At 69.3% G+C, this 18,668-nt stretch carries 17 protein-coding genes; 8 read left to right on the top strand and 9 right to left on the bottom strand.

Going from position 1 to position 18,668, the window contains the following annotated elements:
• The first annotated feature begins 80 nt into the window (after window positions 1–80).
• Window positions 81–998, top strand: coding sequence for a LysR family transcriptional regulator (locus tag ACWZJV_RS15870; protein WP_457177049.1), 918 nt, complete (start codon window positions 81–83; stop codon window positions 996–998).
• Between the two features lie 10 nt (window positions 999–1,008).
• Here the strand turns inward: ACWZJV_RS15870 and ACWZJV_RS15865 are convergent, their stop codons facing one another.
• Window positions 1,009–1,677: a TetR/AcrR family transcriptional regulator gene (locus tag ACWZJV_RS15865; RefSeq protein ID WP_008356044.1), complete on the bottom strand. Its 669-nt coding sequence runs from the start codon at window positions 1,675–1,677 to the stop codon at window positions 1,009–1,011.
• A gap of 83 nt (window positions 1,678–1,760) precedes the next feature.
• Window positions 1,761–3,275 carry a flavin-containing monooxygenase gene (locus tag ACWZJV_RS15860; RefSeq protein ID WP_457177047.1) on the bottom strand — a complete coding sequence of 505 codons (1,515 nt, stop codon included), beginning with the start codon at window positions 3,273–3,275 and terminating at the stop codon, window positions 1,761–1,763.
• Between the two features lie 275 nt (window positions 3,276–3,550).
• On the opposite strand from ACWZJV_RS15860, the gene ACWZJV_RS15855 reads away from it, so the two are divergent.
• The gene (locus ACWZJV_RS15855; protein ID WP_457177045.1) at window positions 3,551–4,360 is read left to right on the top strand and encodes a hypothetical protein; all 810 of its coding nucleotides are present in this window, start codon (window positions 3,551–3,553) and stop codon (window positions 4,358–4,360) included.
• Between the two features lie 42 nt (window positions 4,361–4,402).
• Here ACWZJV_RS15855 and ACWZJV_RS15850 read toward each other — a convergent pair whose 3' ends face one another.
• Entirely contained in the window at window positions 4,403–5,581 is a 1,179-nt protein-coding gene (locus tag ACWZJV_RS15850; RefSeq protein ID WP_457177043.1) for a CaiB/BaiF CoA transferase family protein, read from the bottom strand.
• Between the two features lie 230 nt (window positions 5,582–5,811).
• On the opposite strand from ACWZJV_RS15850, the gene ACWZJV_RS15845 reads away from it, so the two are divergent.
• On the top strand, window positions 5,812–7,200 hold the full coding sequence (locus ACWZJV_RS15845; RefSeq protein ID WP_457177041.1) for a protein kinase domain-containing protein: 1,389 nt from the start codon (window positions 5,812–5,814) through the stop codon (window positions 7,198–7,200).
• Between the two features lie 166 nt (window positions 7,201–7,366).
• Window positions 7,367–8,815, top strand: coding sequence for a glyceraldehyde-3-phosphate dehydrogenase (locus ACWZJV_RS15840; RefSeq protein WP_457177039.1), 1,449 nt, complete (start codon window positions 7,367–7,369; stop codon window positions 8,813–8,815).
• A gap of 9 nt (window positions 8,816–8,824) precedes the next feature.
• On the opposite strand, the gene ACWZJV_RS15835 is transcribed toward ACWZJV_RS15840, so the two are convergent.
• From ACWZJV_RS15835 to ACWZJV_RS15815, 5 genes are all read right to left on the bottom strand, one after another.
• Window positions 8,825–9,592 carry a hypothetical protein gene (locus ACWZJV_RS15835; protein WP_457177037.1) on the bottom strand — a complete coding sequence of 256 codons (768 nt, stop codon included), beginning with the start codon at window positions 9,590–9,592 and terminating at the stop codon, window positions 8,825–8,827.
• A gap of 173 nt (window positions 9,593–9,765) precedes the next feature.
• Entirely contained in the window at window positions 9,766–11,013 is a 1,248-nt protein-coding gene (locus ACWZJV_RS15830) for an IS30 family transposase (RefSeq protein ID WP_457177035.1), read from the bottom strand.
• Between the two features lie 98 nt (window positions 11,014–11,111).
• Complete coding sequence (locus tag ACWZJV_RS15825; protein WP_457177033.1) at window positions 11,112–11,858, bottom strand: amino acid ABC transporter ATP-binding protein; 747 nt, start codon at window positions 11,856–11,858, stop codon at window positions 11,112–11,114.
• On the bottom strand, window positions 11,855–12,709 hold the full coding sequence (locus ACWZJV_RS15820) for an amino acid ABC transporter permease (protein WP_457177031.1): 855 nt from the start codon (window positions 12,707–12,709) through the stop codon (window positions 11,855–11,857). The genes ACWZJV_RS15825 and ACWZJV_RS15820 overlap by 4 nt, the downstream gene beginning before the upstream one ends.
• Before the next feature lie 17 nt (window positions 12,710–12,726).
• Complete coding sequence (locus ACWZJV_RS15815; protein ID WP_196875910.1) at window positions 12,727–13,581, bottom strand: ABC transporter substrate-binding protein; 855 nt, start codon at window positions 13,579–13,581, stop codon at window positions 12,727–12,729.
• A gap of 63 nt (window positions 13,582–13,644) precedes the next feature.
• On the opposite strand from ACWZJV_RS15815, the gene ACWZJV_RS15810 reads away from it, so the two are divergent.
• On the top strand, window positions 13,645–15,681 hold the full coding sequence (locus ACWZJV_RS15810; protein ID WP_457177028.1) for an NADPH-dependent 2,4-dienoyl-CoA reductase: 2,037 nt from the start codon (window positions 13,645–13,647) through the stop codon (window positions 15,679–15,681).
• Between the two features lie 18 nt (window positions 15,682–15,699).
• The gene (locus tag ACWZJV_RS15805; protein ID WP_008356022.1) at window positions 15,700–16,119 is read left to right on the top strand and encodes an HIT family protein; all 420 of its coding nucleotides are present in this window, start codon (window positions 15,700–15,702) and stop codon (window positions 16,117–16,119) included.
• Here ACWZJV_RS15805 and ACWZJV_RS15800 read toward each other — a convergent pair.
• On the bottom strand, window positions 16,116–17,366 hold the full coding sequence (locus ACWZJV_RS15800; protein WP_457177026.1) for a glycoside hydrolase family 1 protein: 1,251 nt from the start codon (window positions 17,364–17,366) through the stop codon (window positions 16,116–16,118). The genes ACWZJV_RS15805 and ACWZJV_RS15800 overlap by 4 nt on opposite strands.
• A 15-nt stretch (window positions 17,367–17,381) precedes the next feature.
• On the opposite strand from ACWZJV_RS15800, the gene ACWZJV_RS15795 reads away from it, so the two are divergent.
• Both ACWZJV_RS15795 and ACWZJV_RS15790 read left to right on the top strand, forming a co-directional pair.
• Window positions 17,382–18,065 (top strand): pirin family protein, encoded by a 684-nt coding sequence (locus ACWZJV_RS15795; RefSeq protein WP_457177024.1) that lies wholly within the window; start codon window positions 17,382–17,384, stop codon window positions 18,063–18,065.
• A gap of 79 nt (window positions 18,066–18,144) precedes the next feature.
• Window positions 18,145–18,660 carry a hypothetical protein gene (locus ACWZJV_RS15790; protein WP_008356016.1) on the top strand — a complete coding sequence of 172 codons (516 nt, stop codon included), beginning with the start codon at window positions 18,145–18,147 and terminating at the stop codon, window positions 18,658–18,660.
• The last annotated feature ends 8 nt before the right edge of the window (window positions 18,661–18,668 follow it).

Genomic DNA, 18,668 nt, shown 5'->3' with positions numbered 1-18,668 from the left:
TGCCGAGTATGCGACCGGAGTCACGTAAGATAAAGCGATGTTTGTTGGAGTTTATTCGTAAGCAGAACTGAAGGGTCGGAATGCTCGACGTCCGCCGCCTCCGACTCCTCGCCGAGCTCGCCGCGCGCGGGACGCTGGCCGAGGTCGCCGAGGCCCTCCACCAGAGCCCCTCGTCGGTCTCCCAGCAGCTCGGTCTGCTCGAGCGGGAGGTCGGTGTCCCCCTGCTCACTAAGGCGGGAAGGCGGGTTCAGCTCACCGCCGCGGCCGAGGTGCTCGTCGAGCACACGACCGAGATCCTGGCCCGGCTCGAGGCCGCCGAGGCCGCGGTCACCGCGCTCGGCGACGAGACCGCCGGGACGGTACGGGTCGCCGTCTTCCAGTCCGTGGCCCTCGCCTACATGCCGCAGGCGCTCGCCGACCTGACCCGGCGTCACCCGAGGCTGCGGGTCATGCTGTCCCAGCGTGCGCCCGAGCAGGCGCTCAACGACCTCGCCCTGCGCGAGCTCGACCTGGTGGTCGCCGAGCACTACCCCGACCACGGCGCACCGCACTTCGACGGTCTCGACCGCCAGCCGCTCACCACCGACCGGCTCAGGCTGGCCGTCCCGCCCGAAGGCTCCGGCGAGATCTGGGACGCCATCACCTCGCTGGCCGACGCCGGCCGTGTCCCGTGGGCGATGGAGCCGCCGGGCACGGCGTCCCGTCACTGGATCGAGGAGCAGTGTCGCCGGGAGGGCTTCGAGCCCGAGGTCCGCTACGAGACCGACGACGTCGAGGCCCACGTCGCGCTGGTCGAGTCCGGCAACGCGGTCGCCCTGCTCTCCGACCTGATGCGCGTGCGCCACCGGACCGCGGTGCGGCTGATCGAACTGCCGGGGTCCCCGCGGCGTACGGTCTTCACCGCCACCCGCACCGCCATCGCCGACTCCCCAGGCATCATCGCGTGCCGGGCCGCACTGGGCCGGGTGGTGCCGGCAGATCTCACACTGCCGACCTGAGCCGGACCGGTCAGCCGAGGAGCTCCTCGAGCGGCTGGTCGTGGTCGATCGAGAGCCCGTACGCCATCGCGCGGGTGTCGATCATCGCCAGGACGGCCTCGGTGACGACCGAGGTCAGATGCTCGGCGTCGGGGATGCCCTCGCCGAGATGGACCCAGCGGCGTACGGCGCCGAAGACCATCCCGATCAGGCCGTAGATCAGCGGGTCGACGGCCTTCTTGTCGACCTCGGAGATCGTCACGCCGCCCAGCTCGAACGCTGCCAGCATCAGCTCCTTGATCCGCTCCGCGACTCGGTCGAGGCCCTGCTGCAGCGGCCCGGTGCCGTTCGGCGCGGTGTCGACGTCGGCCACCTGGTGCAGGAGCGGGTGCTCGAGCGCCCAGTTGACGTAGGCACCGACGGTGCGGGAGATGATCTGCCGGATCGATCCGGTCAGCTCCATCGCCGGGAAGAGCTTGGCCCACAGACCGGCGAGGATGTCGGCCTGGATGGCGAGGTCGAGCTCGCGCCGGTCGGCGAAGTGCCGGTAGACCACGGACCGGGAGAGCCCGGCGGCCTGGCCGATCGCCTGCAGGCTGACGTTGACGCCCTCGGTCTCGATCAGACCGATCGCGGCGTCGACGATGCGCTTTCGTCGGTCATCGTTGTGCCGCTTCCAGCGAACTGCCCTGCCATCCATGGTGGGACCATCGTAGTCCCACGTACTTCACACCGGGCCTGGAATGCCTGTCACAGTAATCACAGGCCCGGCGCCAGCACGGCTCAGCCGAACCGGATGACCCCATCGGCGACCTGCGCCCCGAGCGCCTTCATGTCCACCAGGTAGTTCTGCTTCGCGGCCCACGGCGCCCGGTCACCGGCCTTCGGCATGAGCTCCAGCGAGCGCTGGATGTAGCCCGAGGCCAGGTCCATGAACGGCCGCTCCTCGACGCTCGGATCCCGCGAGACCGAGGCGACCTCGTAGCCGTTCTCACTCATGAAGTCGAGCAGCCGGATGACGTAGTCGGTGACCAGGTCGGCCTTGAGCGTCCACGACGCGTTGGTGTAGCCGATCGTGTAGGCGAAGTTGGGCATCCCGGTGATCATCAGGCCCTTGTAGGCCATCTGGTCGGGCAGGCTGACCGGCTCGCCGTCGACGGTGTAGTCGAGACCGCCGAAGAGCCGGAGGTTGAGACCGGTGGCGGAGATGACGATGTCGGCCTCGAGCGTCTCGCCGGACTCGAGCTCGATGCCCTTCGGCACGAACGTCTTGATCCGGTCGGTCACCACCGCGGCGTACCCCTCCCGGATCGACTTCATCATGTCGCCGTCGGGGACGAAGCAGATGCGCTGGTCCCAGGGGTTGTAGGGCGGGTTGAAGTGCTTGTCGACGTACGCGGTCGCCTCGTCCTTGGTCATCCCAGGACGGTCGCCGCGGGCGGTGAGCCCGTTGATCCACTGGTCGCGGATCACCTTCTTGACGACACCGGGCGCCCGGCGGGCCAGCTGGTAGGTGCCGACGGTGAGGACGATGTTCTCCCAGCGCACCGTCTCGTGGCCGATCTTCTCGCGCACGCGCTTGAAGGGCAGCTTGCCGAGCAGCTTGAACGGCGCGGTGTTCAGCAGCGAGGCGATCGCGTCCTGGCCCGGACGGGAGAGGATGTACGTCGGGGTGCGCTGCAGCATCGTGACCTTCTCGGCGCGGTCGCTGCCGGCACCGGCCAGGTTGGGCAGCAGGGTCACCGCGGTCGCGCCGGAGCCGATGATCACGACCTTCTTGCCGGCGTAGTCGAGGTCCTCGGGCCAGTGCTGCGGGTGCACGAAGGTGCCCTCGTAGTCGTCGAGGCCGGCGAACTCGGGCTGGTAGCCGTTGGCGTAGTCGTAGTAGCCCGAGCAGTTCCACAGGAACCCGGCGGTGATCTCGGAAGGGCCGTCGGCGGTCTCGACGGAGACCGTCCACTGCTTGTCCTCGCTGCTCCACGACGCGCCGGTCACCTTGTGGCCGTAGTGGATCAGCTTGTCGACGCCGTAGTCCTTCGCCGTCTGGCGCAGGTAGTCACGGATCTGGTGACCGTCGGCCAGCGCCTGCGCGCTCTGCCACGGTCGCCACTTGAACGCGAACGTGAACATGTCGGAGTCGGAGCGGATGCCCGGGTAGCGGAACAGGTCCCAGGTACCGCCACTGGCATCGCGCTGCTCGAGGATCGCGAGCGTCTTCCCGGGGAGGCGCTCGCGGAGCTGTGCGGCGGCGCCGATGCCGGAGACGCCGGCACCGATGATCAGTACGTCGACATGCATGTGGGTCACGTTACCCGGGAGTACGTGTTTGCGACACCCTGTCCCGCAAACTTTTGCAAGCAAATCAGGAGATCAGCGATTGAGCAACGGCTCGGTAACACCAGGGCGCCCCACTTCCACGCGTGTATTCGAGGTCACTACGCTGCCGTCTGCAGCTGTGGGGGCGGCGAAGCATCCACAGCGATTTCGGGGTCACTCACCCATCGCTTTCGGTGGCTGAGGCTGCAGGCGGACCGCAGAGCGCGGTCACATGGTCTTCGAAAGGTTTTCCAGTGTTGAGTTTCGTACGCGCCGGCGCGGTTGTCGCGGGCGTCGCCCTTGCCGGGCTCGCCGCAGCCCCGGCTTTCGCCACCGGTGACCCGGGCGGCAACAACGGCACGGTCAAGATCGAGGACCACGTCCTCCCTGACGACGCCCCCGATGACACCCCGGAGAACAACCCGCACCAGAACTGCTCCTTCGACATCGAGTGGTATGGCTTCGACGAGGGTCCCGAGGTCGTCTCGAAGGTCAGCATCGTGCTGCACGCACCGACGCTCGAGGGTGAGCTCGACATCGACGGTCCGCTCGAGGTCACTGTCGGCGGCGATTCCGCCACCGGCGCCGGCACCGAGAGCGGCCTGGACGCTCGCGAGACCTACACGCTGACCTCCAGCGGCATCCCGCACCCGGAGCAGGGCTTCCACGCCAAGGTCACGGTCGAGACCCCGCGCAGCAACGGCAACACCACCAAGTCGAAGGTCTTCTGGTTCGGCGACTGCTCAGTCGAGGAGCCGACCCCGACGCCGTCGCCCACCCCGTCCGAGGAGCCCTCGGAGGAGCCGAGCGAGGAGCCTTCGGAGGAGCCGACCGAGCCCGTCGTCCTCGAGGAGGAGCCGACCGAGTCCGCGTCCGCCGTCCCGACGGCTGAGGAGTCCGACTCCGAGGTCCCGACCAACATCGACGCCGGTCTCGCCGGCGAGAGCGACTCCCCCGTGCCCGCGATGTGGCCGCTGCTGGCCATGCTCGCCGGTGCTGCCGCCGCCAGCACCGCGCTCGTCGTGGTCCTGCGTCGCCGCGCTGCCGCTCTGGTCCACAAGGACTGAGCCGAACCGCGCCGTTTCTCTTTCTGCTCCGCGGTCCGCTCGTCAGTCCTGGAACGCGGCGCCCTTCTCGATCAGCGCGTCGGCGTCGTCGATGCCCCACGCGGCGAGGGCCTCGCGGGTGTGCTGACCCGCGCTGGCCGCCGGTCCCGCACCCAAGGTGGAGGCGGTGCGGCTGAACCGCGGGGCGGGGGCGGGCTGGGTGACGCCGTGGTGGGTGACGTACGTCTGGCGGGCCTGCAGGTGCGGATGGGTCGCCGCCTCCGACGGGGTGAGGACGGGGGCGACGCAGGCGTCGGTGCCCTCGAAGAGCTCCGCCCACTCGGCCATCGTCTTCGACGCGAAGGTCTTGGCGAAGAGGTCGCGCATCTCGTCGTAGCGCTCCATCTCGTACTGGCCCGGGCAGACGCCGTCGAGCCCCAGCCGGGTGACCAGCTCGGCGAAGAACTTGCCCTCCAGCGCGCCGACCGCGACCTGGCGGCCGTCGGCGGTGTCGTAGAGCGCGTAGAACGGCATCGCGCCGTCGAGCAGATTGCTCTGCCGCTGCTCGTGCCAGGTGCCGGAGGCGAGCATGCCGGAGATCATCGTGGCGAGATGGGCGGTGCCGTCCACGATCGCGGCGTCGACGACCTGCCCCTGGCCGGTGGTCCTGGCCTCGACCAGTGCGGCGAGGATGCCCATGACCAGGTAGGTCGATCCGCCACCGAAGTCACCGAGCAGGTTGAGCGGGAAGTGCGGTCGGGCGCGGTCCTGGCCGAGGCCGTTGAGCACGCCGGTGGTGGCGATGTAGGTGAGGTCGTGGCCTGCGGACTGGGCGAGCGGTCCGTCCTGGCCCCAGCCGGTCATCCGGCCGTAGACCAGGCGCGGGTTGCGCTCCAGACAGGCGTCGGGCCCCAGCCCGAGGCGGTCGGTCACGCCCGGGCGCAGCCCCTCGATGAGCACGTCGGCGGTCTCCACCAGACGCAGGACGGTCTCGACGGCATCGGGGTTCTTCAGGTCCAGCGCGATGCTCGGGCGGCCCCGGGTGAGCAGGTCGCCGGCACCGCCGCCGAGCAGGTTGCCGCCCGGCCGGTCGACCCGGATCACGTCCGCCCCCATGTCCGCGAGGATGGTGCAGGCGTGCGGTCCCGGCCCGATCCCCGCCAGCTCGACGACCTTGACCCCGCGGAGGGGACCGGTGCCCTGGTCCAACGTCACTGTGGATTTCTCCGTCGACTCAGTCATGCCGGCCATCCTTGCAGGATCCGGCCTCCCGGAGTCCGGGTCCGCGGTCTGGATCCAGAGTCTGGAACCCTCCGCCCGGCCTGACCTGATCGCGGCGCAGAGTCCGCTACGCTCCGAGACACACTCGCCGGTGCACAGGAGCAGAGAAGTTGTCTCGGGAAATCCCCACATCCCCCCAGTCCCTCGCGTTCACCTCGGTCAGCCCGCTGACCGCGAACGATCCCCGCGAGATGGGTCCCTACGCACTGACCGGCCGCCTCGGTCACGGTGGCATGGGTGTCGTCTACCTGGGTGAGGACGCGGCGGGCATGCAGGCGGCGGTGAAGGCGATCCTTCCCGAGCTCACCTCCGACCCCGGCTTCCGCGCCCGGTTCGAGCGGGAGATCGCGGCCGCCAAGAAGGTGGAGAGCCGCTTCACCGCGCGGGTCCTGGACGCCGACCCCGATGCCGAGCAGCCCTGGATGGCGAGCCAGTACGTCGCAGACCCGCCCCTCAGCAAGCTGGTCAGCTCCGGTCAGCGTCTGCCCGAGATCGACGTACGCCAGCTGGTGGCCGGGGTCGCCGAGGCGCTCGCCGCGGTCCACCGCGTCGGGCTGGTCCACCGCGACATCAAGCCGGGCAACATCCTCTACGGCGCCACCGACCCGTGCGTGATCGACATGGGCATCGCCCGCTCCGTCGACGGCACCGCGCTGACCCAGACCGGCAAGGCGGTCGGCACCTACGGCTATCAGGCGCCCGAGCAGGTCCAGACCGGCACCTTCTCCAGCGCCGTCGACATCTGGGCGCTCGGTCTGGTGGCCTTCGTCGCCGCCACCGGGCGCTGGCCGTTCAGCGGCGAGATCGGCTCGATGGGGCATCTCCTCACGGGCGAGTCGCCCAACCTGAGCCTGTGCCCGGTCTACCTGCGTCCGCTCGTCGCCGCGTGCCTGGCCGAGTCGCCGGCTGCGCGGCCCTCCGCCGCCGACATCCTCGCCACCAACGGCGACTGGACCCTGCTGCCGGCCCCTGCCACCTCGGAGCAGGAGACCACCATCGGCGCGCCGCCGCCCGCGTTCCCCGCAGGCGGGATCGCTCGTGCCCCGCGGCCTCCCGTAGGCCCCACCGACACCGCCGACCTGCCCACCCAGGCCCCCACGTTCGCCGAGCCCCAGCAGCCCTCCGGGCGTCGCTGGAAGATCGCCGGCCTCGCCGCCGCGGCGGTGGTCCTCGTCTCGGCCGGCGTGGCCGTCGCCGCCAACCCCGGCCTCCTGCCGGGCCAGGACGACGCACCGAAGGTCGGCGAGGTGACCCCGTCCGCCGAGCCGACCACCGGCGAGAGCAGCACCGCGCCGACCACACCGGTCGGCGGCTCCGTGGAGACCGGGGACGATTCCGAGTTCGCCGAGCGGCCCGACAACGAGGACGCGGAGGACGAGGGCGAGGTCGCTCCGAGCAGCGGCACGGACACCGGTGGCGACGTGACACCGTCCGAGACGACGGAGCCGACCGCGACGGTCCCCAGCGAAGAGGCCAGCGAGCCGGCCACCGAGACGCCGACCGCCGAGCCGACCGAGACCGCGACGGTCGAGCCGACCCCGGAGCCGACCGAGGAGCCGACGGCCACCGCCACTCCCTGACGGCGTCTTCCGGCTCGTTCCGGGCCTGCTCGTAGAGGTTGGAGAGACCCCCGTCACACCCTGTCCGAGGTTGGATCGATCAAGGTGGCCGGGGCTGTCGCCATGCCGATAATCGAGCCTGGCGGGGTGTGCCGTCCCATCTTCCCGAGCAACCGAAAGTTGAGCTGTGAGCGACACCGACGAGACCTTCAACGACTGGCAGCACCGCGAGGAGCTCGCGGAGACGATGATCCCGATCATCGGCAAGCTCTACCGCGAGAAGGATGTCACCATCCTGGTCCACAGCCGGTCGTTGGTGAGCAAGTCCGACATCTCGATCCTCAAGGCGCACCGGTTCGCGCGCCAGATCGAGGGCGAGGAGCTCTCGGTCACGGACACGTTCCCGCTCCTCCAGGCGGTCGCCAAGCTCGACCTGGGCCCGTCGAAGATCGACCTGGGCCTGCTCGCGGTCCAGTACGCCGAGGACGACCGCGGCCTCTCGGTCGACGAGTTCGTGGCCGAGAAGCTGTCCGGTGCCATCGGTGACAACAAGCTCGAGCGCAACGGCGGCCAGGACGTCGTGCTCTACGGCTTCGGCCGGATCGGCCGGCTCGTCGCCCGGCTCCTCGTCGAGAAGGCGGGCTCGCGCCACGGCCTGCGACTGAAGGCTGTCGTCGTCCGCAAGGGCGGCGAGGACGACCTCATCAAGCGCGCCTCGCTCCTGCGCCGCGACTCGATCCACGGCCAGTTCGCCGGCACCATCACGGTGGACGAGAAGAACGGCGTGATCATCGCCAACGGCAACCCGATCCAGTTCATCTACTCCAACGACCCGACGACGGTCGACTACACGGCGTACGGCATCAAGGACGCCATCCTCATCGACAACACCGGCAAGTGGCGCGACCGCGAGGGGCTGTCGCAGCACCTGCGCCCGGGTATCAAGAAGGTCCTGCTGACCGCGCCGGGCAAGGGCGACGTCCCCAACATCGTCCACGGCGTCAACCACCAGACCCTCACCGGCGACGAGAAGGTCATCTCCTGCGCCTCCTGCACGACCAACGCGATCGTGCCGCCGCTGAAGCTGATGGAGGACCGCTTCGGGATCGTGCGCGGTCACGTCGAGACGGTGCACTCGTTCACCAACGACCAGAACCTGCTGGACAACTACCACAAGGCCGACCGCCGTGGTCGTTCCGCACCGCTCAACCTGGTGCTCACCGAGACGGGTGCGGCCTCTGCCGTCGCCAAGGCGCTCCCGGACCTGAAGGCGAAGATCACCGGCAACTCGATCCGCATCCCCACCCCGGACGTCTCGATCGCGATCCTGTCGCTCTCGCTCAAGGGTGAGACCTCGAAGGAAGAGGTCGTCGAGTACCTCCGCGAGGCCTCGCTGACCGGCGAGCTGCGTCGCCAGGTGGACTTCACCACCGCCCGCGACGCGGTCTCCTCTGACTTCATCGGCTCGCGCGCCGCCTCGATCATCGACGGCAACGCGACCATCGTCGACGGCGACTCCGCGATCCTCTACGTCTGGTACGACAACGAGTTCGGCTACTCCTGCCAGGTCGTCCGCACCGTGCAGTCGATCTCGGGTGTCGAGTACCCGACCTTCCCCGCCCCGGCCGCGGTCTGATCCAGGCCTCTACGCTGCCCCGCCCTGTCCGGTCTCCGGACGAGGCGGGGCAGTCCGGTTCCAGGCCCGGAGGATCGCCTCGGTGTCGGTCAGGCCGACCTGTGCCACGTCGCGCAGGGCAGGGGCGGACCGTCGCCACATCTCGTACTCGATCTGCTTCTTCTGCTTTTCGGCATCAGCCCTGAGCCAGTCGACCGCATGCAAGGGGCCGTTCGTGGTCGGCGCACCCCAGACCGTCACCGTCGGCCCGTGCTCGAGCGGCAGCCAGGTCTCCTTGATCGGCTCGAACCAGTCACCCGGGGGTTCGACCTGGAACGTACGCGGCGGTGTGCTGCGGTTCGCCGCCGGCGGCGCTCCCTCGTCGTAGGTGTGGCCCACGACCTCTGCACCGAACACCACCCAACTGGCGATGGTCGCGACCAGCGGGAACCGCCGGCCGTCCAGGCAGCCCCAGCGATCGAGCATCGCGCCGAGGAAGAACGGCACGTACCAGTTCCGCCGCACAACCTCGGCCTGCTCCTCCCAGGTCTTCGAGAGGTCGAACCTGCGATCGCGACCGAGCCGCACGATGAGCGGGCGAACCGCGTCCAGTGTCTGGTCCGTGCAGCGCGGTCGGGCGAGTAGCGCAGCGAGCCTTCGCTCGTCGTAGAGGATCGCGCTGCCGACCTTCTGCCCGGGGCCGGCCAGGCCTGCGATCAGGACCCGGTTCGCCTCGACCTTCCCGATCATGTGCAGCTCGCAGATCCGACGTATCGCCTCGCGCGTGGTGACCTCCATGCGCAGGGACGGTAGGAGGACTGGCCGTCGGGAGCGACCGAAATCAAGATCCTGTGGATAACTCTGTGGAAACCGCCTCCTCGGTCTGCCGCCCCCACCTCGGACCCGTTCCTTTTACTAGACGATGACACCTCATGAACGGGGTGGACTCAACCGGTCGAAGCAACGGTTGGTCAGGCTGCTGGGTTCAGCAGCTGGGCCAGCCGTTGGGCCGGCGTCTGTAGGTCAAGGGTAGGGCGTGGGCGTTGGTTGAGGGTGTCGGCGATGCGTTGGAGGTCTTGGGGAGTGTGGCGTGAGAGGTCGCTGCTCTTCTCGAACCAGTGTCTGAGGAGCCGGTTGGTGTTCTCGTTGGATCCTCGCTGCCAGGGGGAGTGTGGATCGGCGAAGTAGATGGTGGTGCCGAGCTCGACCTGGATGTGCTGGTAGCGGGCAAGTTCAAGGCCACGGTCCCAGGTGATCGAGCGTCGTAGGTGATCGGGCAGCGTGCCCATCTCGCGGATCATCGCTTCAGCAACGGTCTCGGCGTCGTGGCGACCGGGCAGGTGGAGCAGGATCACGAACCGGGTGGTGCGTTCGACCAAGGTGCCGATCGCTGAGCCGTTCCCGCTCCCGAGGATCAAGTCGCCCTCCCAGTGCCCCGGAACGGCTCGGTCAGCGACCTCGGCAGGTCGTTGACTGATCTTGAATGCCTCGGCATAGGCGTTCTTGCTGGGGTCATGGCTGGAACGGCCACGAGGTTTGCGGGCCTTGCGCCGAGTAGAGAGGCATCGATGTAGATCGGCTCGGAGCTGACCGCGGGTTTGAACATAGAGGGCCCGGTAGATCGTCTCGTGACTCACCCGTCCCATCCTCGCAGCCGGATCGGCACCGGGGTGATCGGTGCGCAGCACCGCCGCGATCAACCCGGGTGACCAGCCCTGGTCCATCCAGGTCTCGATCAGCCGAGACAGTCGTGGGTTCGCGGCCAGCTTGAACTCCTTGGGACGCCGGCGGCGCTGGTGGGCTGCCCGATGAGCCACCTCACCGCGATAGACACCATCGTGGCCGGTGTTGCGGGCGACCTCGCGGCACACCACCGACCTATCCCGCCCGATCACCGCAGCGATCTTGGCCTGCGACCACCGATCAGCCAGTCCTGCAGCGATCACCGCACGATCCTGGGCGGTCAAACAACGACGCTGACGGCCTGCACGGTCGGTACCGGGGACACTCGGGTCACTCTGTAGCACTGTGCCCAGCCCACCCCGTAACGCACCCTGCTCAAGTGGAATCGGCACTGGGCAAGCCTGATGCCACCACAGCACCGCGGTCGGTTTCGCCACGCCGACCACATCAGCAGCCCGCCGTGCCGACATACCCGCACAGATCAGATCCACGACTCGAGAACGACACTCCTGTGAAAAGGGCTTCCCCGTCGGCATCACAACGCTCCTTCAACTCAGCGTTGCTTCGACCGGTTGAGTCCACCCGGTTCACGAGGTGTCATCGTCTAGTAAAAGGAACGGATATCCCGCGGCGGTCAGGAGCGGACGCGAGCCAGGAACGCGCGGGTGCGCTCCTCGACCGGGTCGCCGAAGAGCTGCTCCGGTGGACCCTGCTCCAAGACGCGACCGCCGTCGAGGAAACAGACCTTGGTGGCGACCTCGCGGGCGAAGGACATCTCGTGGGTGGCGAGGACGAGGGTCGTGCCCGCCTGCGCCTCGGCCCGGACGATCTCCAGCACCTCACCGACGAGCTCGGGGTCGAGGGCGGCGGTGATCTCGTCGAGGAGCAGCAGGCGCGGGCGTGTGCACATCGCCCGCACCAGCGCGACCCGCTGCTGCTGGCCCCCCGAGAGCGCGTCGGGATGGGCGTCGGCCTTGTCCGCGAGGCCGAACCGCGCCAACAGCTGCCGCGCTCGATCGGCCGCCTCGTCCTTGGCGACGCCGTGCACCCGCACCTGGGCCAAGGTGCAGTTGTCGAGCACGGAGAGATGAGGGAACAGGTTGTACGCCTGGAAGACCATCCCGATCTCGCGCCGGACCGAGCGCGGGTCGACGAGCGGGTCGGAGATCTCCCGGCCGTCGAAGGTGATCACCCCGTCGTCGATCGTCTCGAGCAGGTTGAGGCAGCGCAGCAGGGTCGACTTCCCCGACCCCGACGCCCCGATCAGGCAGACCACGTCGTGTTCTGCGACGGACAGGTCCAGGTCGTCCAGGACGACCTTCCCGCGATAGGCCTTCCGCAGCCCCTTCGCCTCCAGCAGGCCTGACATCGATGCCGTCATCGGCCTTGCTCCTTCTCGATCTGTCGCCGCATCAGCCAGTCGGTGAGCCGGGTGAGCGGCACCGCGACGACGAGGAAGTACGCAGCGGCGACGAGCAGCGGCGTTCCGTTGAAGTTGTAGCCCTGGTAGTCCTGGGCCGCCCGGAGCGCCTCGAAGACCCCGACCGCCGAGATCAGCGCGGTGTCCTTCTGGAGCGAGACGAGGTCGTTCATGAGGGGCGGTACGACGCGGCGTACGGCCTGCGGGAGGACCACGAAGCGCATGGTCTGGGCGCGAGTCAGCGCCAGCGCCTCGGCCGAGGCGACCTGGGTGGGGTGGATCGCCAGGATGCCGGCGCGGAAGACCTCGGCGACGTAGGCCCCGTAGCAGAGCACGAGCGCGAACGTGGTCAGCCAGAACAGCGAGCTGGTCACCCCGGACAGCCCCAGCGCCGGGATCCCGATGCCGCAGATGACCACGACCATGATCGACGGCACCCCACGGAACAGGTCGGTGTAGCCGGTGGCCAGGAGCCGCAGCGGCGCCAGCCACGGGGAGGTGGTCTGGCGGGCGACGGCGACGAGGGCACCGAGGACGAGCACGCACGGCTCGGCGACCAGGAAGATCCTGATGTTGATCCAGAACCCCTCCCCGATCGCCGCGAACGAGTCGCGTGCGTGCGACCAGCTCAGGAAGTAGTCCCGGACCCGGTCCCACCCGGGCGAGGAGACGACCAGCAGCCCCAGCCCGACCGCGACCACCGCGGTCACCACGGTGGCGATGGTGACCTGCTGGAGCCTCAGCCGGCGGCGTACGGCCTGCCTCTCGAGCTCCCGCTCACTCGGTGGTCGAGCCTGTCGAGACCCCTCCACAGAATGAATCGACGCTGTCACTTCAAGACCGGCACGGAGACGACGTCGGAGAGCCACTCCTTCTCGAGCGCGGCGAGGGTCCCGTCCTCCTCGAGCGCGGTCAGCGCCTCGTCGAGGCACGGCGCCAGGCCGCTGTCCTTCTCGGTCAGCAGGCCGAACTCCTCCGGCTTCTCGCTGCTCTCGAACTGCCCGGTGATGGTGCTGCCCTCGATCTCGGCGGCGGTGATGTAGAACGCCGTGGGCAGGTCGAAGACGAGCGCGTCGACCTGACCGTTGAGCAGCGCCTGCTTGGCCTGGTCGCTGGTGTCGAAGACCAGCGGGTCCGTGGTCGGCTGGACGTCCTCGCGGATCGCGGTCAGCGACGTGGTCGCGGTCTGGGCACCGAGCTTGAGGCCCTTCAGATCGGCGAGCGACGCCGCCTTGTCCGCGTCCTCCTCCATCGTCACGACCGCCTGCGAGGCCGTGTAGTAGCCCTGCGAGAAGTCGACGACGCCTGCTCGCTCGGGGGTGATGGAGATCTGGTTGATGTCGAAGTCGAACTTCTTCTCGCCCGGGGTGTAGGAGGTGTTGAACGCCTGCTTGACCCAGACGACGTCGTCCTTGGCGAACCCGAGCTGCTCGGCGACGGCGTAGGCGACCGCCGACTCGAAGCCCTTGCCGTTGCTGGGGTCGTCCTCGGAGAACCACGGCTCGTACGCCGGGGAGTCGGTGCCGATGGTCAGCTTGCCGTCCTGCTTGAGCGGCAGGTCCGCGGCCTTGCACGAGGCAGGTGCGCCGCCCGCGGCGCTGGTGTCGTCCTCGCTTCCGCACGCGGTCAGAGCGGCGGCCAGAGCGAGTGAGGCGACGAGAAGGGGAGTAAGGCGAGTGCGCATGTGCGGAATGCTAAATGGAACCAGCACTGGCCGCTTCTTATTACTCATGAGTAGCATACGTCCATGGCGTACGAATCCCTGCTCTCCCCGCTCACGATCGGGTCGCTCACCCTGCGCAACCGCGTGGTGATGGGGTCGATGCACACCGGCCTCGAGGACCACGCGTGGGACATCCCCAAGCTGGCGGCCTACTTCGCCGAGCGCGCACGCGGCGGCACCGGGCTGATCATCACCGGCGGCTACGCACCCAACAAGCGCGGCTGGCTCAAGCCGTTCGCGAGCGAGATGAGCTCCCGGCTCCACGCCATCCAGCACCGCCGGGTCACCGGCGCGGTGCACGAGGAGGGCGGTGCGATCGCGATGCAGGTGCTGCACGCGGGCCGCTACGCCTACACGCCGTTCTCGGTCAGCGCCTCGGCCGTCAAGGCGCCGATCAACCCGTTCAAGCCCGCGGCCCTCTCCGACAAGGCCGTCGACGCGACCGTGAACGACTTCGCCAAGAGCGTGTCGCTGGCGAAGAAGGCCGGCTACGACGCGGTGGAGATCATGGGGTCGGAGGGCTACCTGATCAACCAGTTCCTCGCCGAGCGCACCAACCAGCGCGAGGACCGCTGGGGCGGCACCGCGACCAACCGGATGCGCTTCCCGGTCGAGATCGTGCGGCGCTCGCGCGAGCTGGTCGGGGACGACTTCCCGATCATCTTCCGGCTCTCGATCCTCGACCTGGTCGAGGACGGTCAGACCTGGGAGGAGACGATCGAGCTCGCCTACGCGCTCCAGGACGCCGGGGTCTCAGTGTTCAACACCGGCATCGGCTGGCACGAGGCCCGGGTGCCCACGATCATCACCCAGGTCCCACGCGGCGCCTGGCTCGACATGACCGCGCGCCTCAAGGCCGAGGTCTCGATCCCGGTCTGTGCCTCCAACCGGATCAACACCCCCGAGCTCGCCGAGTCGGCGATCGCTGAGGGCAAGGCCGACCTGGTCTCGATGGCTCGCCCGCTGCTGGCCGACCCGGAGTTCGCCAAGAAGACCGCCGAGGGCCGCACCGACGAGATCAACACCTGCATCGCCTGCAACCAGGCCTGCCTGGACCACGCCTTCGCCAACAAGGCGGCCTCCTGCCTGGTCAACCCGCGCGCCGCGCGCGAGACGACCCTGGTGCTCTCCCCGACCAAGCTCAAGCAGTCCGTGGCCGTCGTCGGCGCCGGTCCGGCCGGCCTCGCCGCCGCCACCTCGGCCGCCGAGCGCGGCTTCGCGGTGACCCTGTTCGAGAAGTCCGCCGAGATCGGCGGCCAGTTCCGCCTCGCGATGGCGGTGCCGGGCAAGGAGGACTTCAAGGACACCCTGCGCTACTTCGGCCGGCGTCTGGAGGTGCTGGGCGTCGACGTACGCCTCGACACCGAGGCCACCACCGCCGATCTGGAGCCCTTCGACCACGTCATCGTCTCCACCGGCGTCACCCCGCGGGTGCCGCAGATCGCCGGCTCCGAGGACGACCGGGTGGTGACGTACGCCGACGTGCTCGCCGGCCGGGTCGTCCCGGGCCGCCGGGTCGCGGTGATCGGCGCCGGAGGCATCGGCGTCGACGTCTCTGCCTGGCTGACCCACCAGCCCGAGACGCTCGAGGAGTGGAAGGCCCGCTGGGGCGTCGGCGACCCGGCGACCTTCCGCGGCGGCCTCACCACCCCGGTGCTCGAGGCCCCCGCCCGCCAGGTGACCCTGCTGCAGCGCAAGTCCACTCCGATCGGCATCGGCCTCGGGAAGACCTCCGGCTGGGCCCACCGAGCGCACCTGAAGCAGGACGGCGTCAAGCAGGTCCGCGGCGCGACCTACGACAAGATCGAGGCGGGCGACGACGCCGTCACCCTTCACTACGCCGTCGACGGTGAGCCGCACACGCTCGAGGTCGACCACGTGATCCTCTGCGCCGGCCAGGAGTCGGTGCGCGACCTGTGGACGGAGCGTGACAACTGGCACCTGATCGGTGGCGCCGACGTCGCGGCCGAGCTGGACGCCAAGCGCGCGATCAAGCAGGGAACCGAGGTCGCCGCAGAATTGGATGCGATGCTGACGCATCGCGCAGCGCGGCGGCGGTGACCCGATAGCCTCGGGGACATGAGCGATCCCGACTGCCTGTTCTGCAACATCGTCGCGGGCAACATCCCCTCGACGAAGGTCTACGAGGACGACGAGACGTACGCCTTCATGGACATCGCGCCCGCTGCCGAAGGGCACACGGTGGTGGTGCCGAAGACGCACACCAAGGACGTCCTGGAGGCCGACCCGGCGGTCTACGCCTCCACCGCGAAGGCCGCCCAGGCGGTCGCGCGGCGGGCGGTCGACGTGCTGCAGGCGGACGGGGTCAACGTACTCAACAACTGCGGGCCGGCGGCGTGGCAGACCGTCTTCCACCTGCACTTCCACGTGATCCCGCGCTACACCGACAAGTCCAAGGACTCGCTCACGCTCCCGTGGGTGCCGCACCCGGGCGACCTGGACGCAATCAGGGCGATCGGCGAGAAGCTGGCGTTCTAGCCGGTCGGCGCGCCCTCGGCGTGGGCGGCGACCATCTCGGCGTACCACCCGAAGGACCGCTTCGGCGTACGCACCCCGGCGGAGTCGACGTGGACCAGGCCGTACTTCCCGCCGACGCCGTCCTCCCAGTCCTTGCCGGTGAACGGAGCCTCCCAGCCGTCGCGGTCGAGCAGGGTGTAGGCGTAGAAGCCGCGCACGTCGACGCCACGCTCGATCGCGGCCGAGACCGCCTCCAGGTGTGCCTCGAGGTAGTCGATCCGGGCCTGGTCGTCGACCTCGCCGTCCACCACCGGAGCGTCGTACGCAGCACCGCACTCGGTCACCACGATCGGCGGCATCGCGGCGCGATAACGGGACCGGGTGATGATCAGCCATTCCCGCAGGGCGGTCGGCACCACGCCCCAGCCGGTGTCGGTGGCGGGGTAGCCGACGAGCGGCACCATCCGGAACGGGATGTCGTCGCCCTCGGCGGAGGCGCCGATGCGCTGCGGGGCGAAGAAGTTGACCCCGTAGAAGTCCAGGGGCGAGCGGATCACGGCCATGTCGCCGGGCATCACGACCTCGTCGGCGAGACCGGCGAGGTCACGGGGGTAGCGGCCCAGCAGCATCGCCTCGAGCGGCACCGCGTTCCAGGCGAGATCGATGAGCTTGGCGGCGCCGACGTCGGCGGGATCCTCCGAGAGCGGCCAGATCGGCTCGTGGTGGTTCGCGCAGCCGACGGACCCGACCCCGGCGGCGCGCAGCACCTGCACGCCGCGACCGTGAGCCAGCAGCAGGTGGTGCATCGCCGCGACGACGCCCCAGCCGGCCCGGCGGCCGGGCGCTATCGTGCCGAGGCCGTAGCCGAGGTAGCCGGCCACGTTGGGATCCTGGACCGGCACCCACTCCGGGACGCGGTCGCCGATCAGGTCGGCGACCGTCTGGGCGTACTCACCGAAGGCATCGACCGTGGCCCGGTTGAGCCAGCCGCCGTCGGCGGCCAGCGGCTCGGGCAGCTCACCGGCGTAGAGCGTGGCCGACGGGCGCAGGCCGGCCTCGAGCAGCTCGTCGACCAGGCGGTCGTAGCGAGCGCGGGCATCGGGATCGAAGACACCGCGACCACCCGGCTGAAGCTCACGCCAGGAGACCGCGAACCGGTATCCCGGCGCACCGAGACGCATGAGCAGCGCAACATCCTGCTCGCCCCCCGGCCGGGTGGCGTCTGCAGTGCCGAACACGAAGCCAGTCGGGAACTTGGGAAACGCCACGGCACAATCATGACTGTGACTGCCCAGATCCGCCGAGGAACCGCCCGATTCACGGAACGTCCACCCGGCCTCAGGCCAGGAAAAATTACCTGGCACACCTACTCCTTCGGACCCCACTACGACCCCAGCAGGGTCGGCTTCGGCCCGATCGTGGCCTACGACGAGCACCTGCTGCGCAACGGGGAGGGCTTCGAGAACCACCACCATGCCGGGGTCACGATCGTCACCTGGCCGATCTCGGGCGAGGTGACCCACACCGACTCGACCGGCGCCACCGGGACCGTCGCCCGTGGCCAGGTCGGTGTCTTCACCACCGGCGACGGCGTCGACCACTCCGAGTTCGCCTCCGCCTCCGGCACCCGGTTCATCCAGGTCTGGGTGACGGGCAGCACCGGCGAGCCGGCGTACGCCGTCCACGACGTCACCCCGGTCGAGGGCGAGTGGGTCGAGGCGGTCCGCCTGGACCAGGGGTCGCTGCTGGTCGGCCATGTCGGCACCGACGGCCCCGCCGAGATCACCCTCCCGGACGGTCGTCTCCGCCATCTCCACGTCGCCTCCGGCGCCCTGCTGCGCAGCGGCATGGCCGAGCCGCTGACCGCCGGGGATGCCTTCGAGGTCACCGCCGGCGAGGATCTGCCGCCGGAGTTCACGGTCAGTGCGGGCGTACCGACGGAGCTTCTTCTCTGGACCTTCGAATAGGGCGGACAAGCCCCGGCTCGACGGATAAAGTCCGCACCAGACTGCTGCTCAGTGTGGAGACTCTGCCGAAAGGTTTGGTGTGACGACGTTCCTGATCATCGGAGCCGTCGGGCTGGGCCTCCTGCTGGTGTCGCTGGTGATCGGCGACCTCCTCGACGGCTTCCTCGGCGGCGCGCTCGATGCCGACTGGTTCTCGACCGCCGCGATCGGCGGATTCGTGTCCGCCTTCGGGTTCGGCGGCGCCCTCGCCGTCGGCCCGGTCGGCACGCTCCCGGCCATCGGGATCGGAGTCCTGGGCGGCGCCCTCTTCGCCTGGTTCGCGCTGTGGCTGACCCGCCTCCTGAAGGAGGAGAACACCGACGCGGCGCCTTCGGGCGACGCCGCCGTCGGGCTGGACGCCGCGGTGATCACCACGATCCCGGCCGGCGGGTTCGGCGTGGTGCGGGTCGCCCTCGGGGGCCACACGGTGACCTACAACGCCAAGGCTCCCGAGCTCGACGAGGCGATCACGCCCGGCACCCCCGTGCACGTGACCGGGGTCCTCTCACCGACGGCAGTCACCGTCGCGCCGACGTGGCGCGAGATCACCTCCTGACCTGAAGG

It is taken from the genome of Nocardioides sp. WG-D5, from assembly GCF_054031175.1.
This window is presented reverse-complemented; position numbering and strand designations above follow the sequence as displayed.

Bases quoted from the DNA above. Each gene is read 5' to 3' on its own strand.
- ACWZJV_RS15870 (WP_457177049.1), top strand. From the start codon at position 81: ATGCTCGACGTCCGCCGCCTCCGACTCCTCGCCGAGCTCGCCGCGCGC.
- ACWZJV_RS15865 (WP_008356044.1), bottom strand. From the start codon at position 1,677: ATGGATGGCAGGGCAGTTCGCTGGAAGCGGCACAACGATGACCGACGA.
- ACWZJV_RS15860 (WP_457177047.1), bottom strand. From the start codon at position 3,275: ATGCATGTCGACGTACTGATCATCGGTGCCGGCGTCTCCGGCATCGGC.
- ACWZJV_RS15850 (WP_457177043.1), bottom strand. From the start codon at position 5,581: ATGACTGAGTCGACGGAGAAATCCACAGTGACGTTGGACCAGGGCACC.
- ACWZJV_RS15845 (WP_457177041.1), top strand. From the start codon at position 5,812: ATGGGTCCCTACGCACTGACCGGCCGCCTCGGTCACGGTGGCATGGGT.
- ACWZJV_RS15835 (WP_457177037.1), bottom strand. From the start codon at position 9,592: ATGGAGGTCACCACGCGCGAGGCGATACGTCGGATCTGCGAGCTGCAC.
- ACWZJV_RS15830 (WP_457177035.1), bottom strand. From the start codon at position 11,013: ATGCCGACGGGGAAGCCCTTTTCACAGGAGTGTCGTTCTCGAGTCGTG.
- ACWZJV_RS15825 (WP_457177033.1), bottom strand. From the start codon at position 11,858: ATGACGGCATCGATGTCAGGCCTGCTGGAGGCGAAGGGGCTGCGGAAG.
- ACWZJV_RS15815 (WP_196875910.1), bottom strand. From the start codon at position 13,581: ATGCGCACTCGCCTTACTCCCCTTCTCGTCGCCTCACTCGCTCTGGCC.
- ACWZJV_RS15810 (WP_457177028.1), top strand. From the start codon at position 13,645: ATGGCGTACGAATCCCTGCTCTCCCCGCTCACGATCGGGTCGCTCACC.
- ACWZJV_RS15805 (WP_008356022.1), top strand. From the start codon at position 15,700: ATGAGCGATCCCGACTGCCTGTTCTGCAACATCGTCGCGGGCAACATC.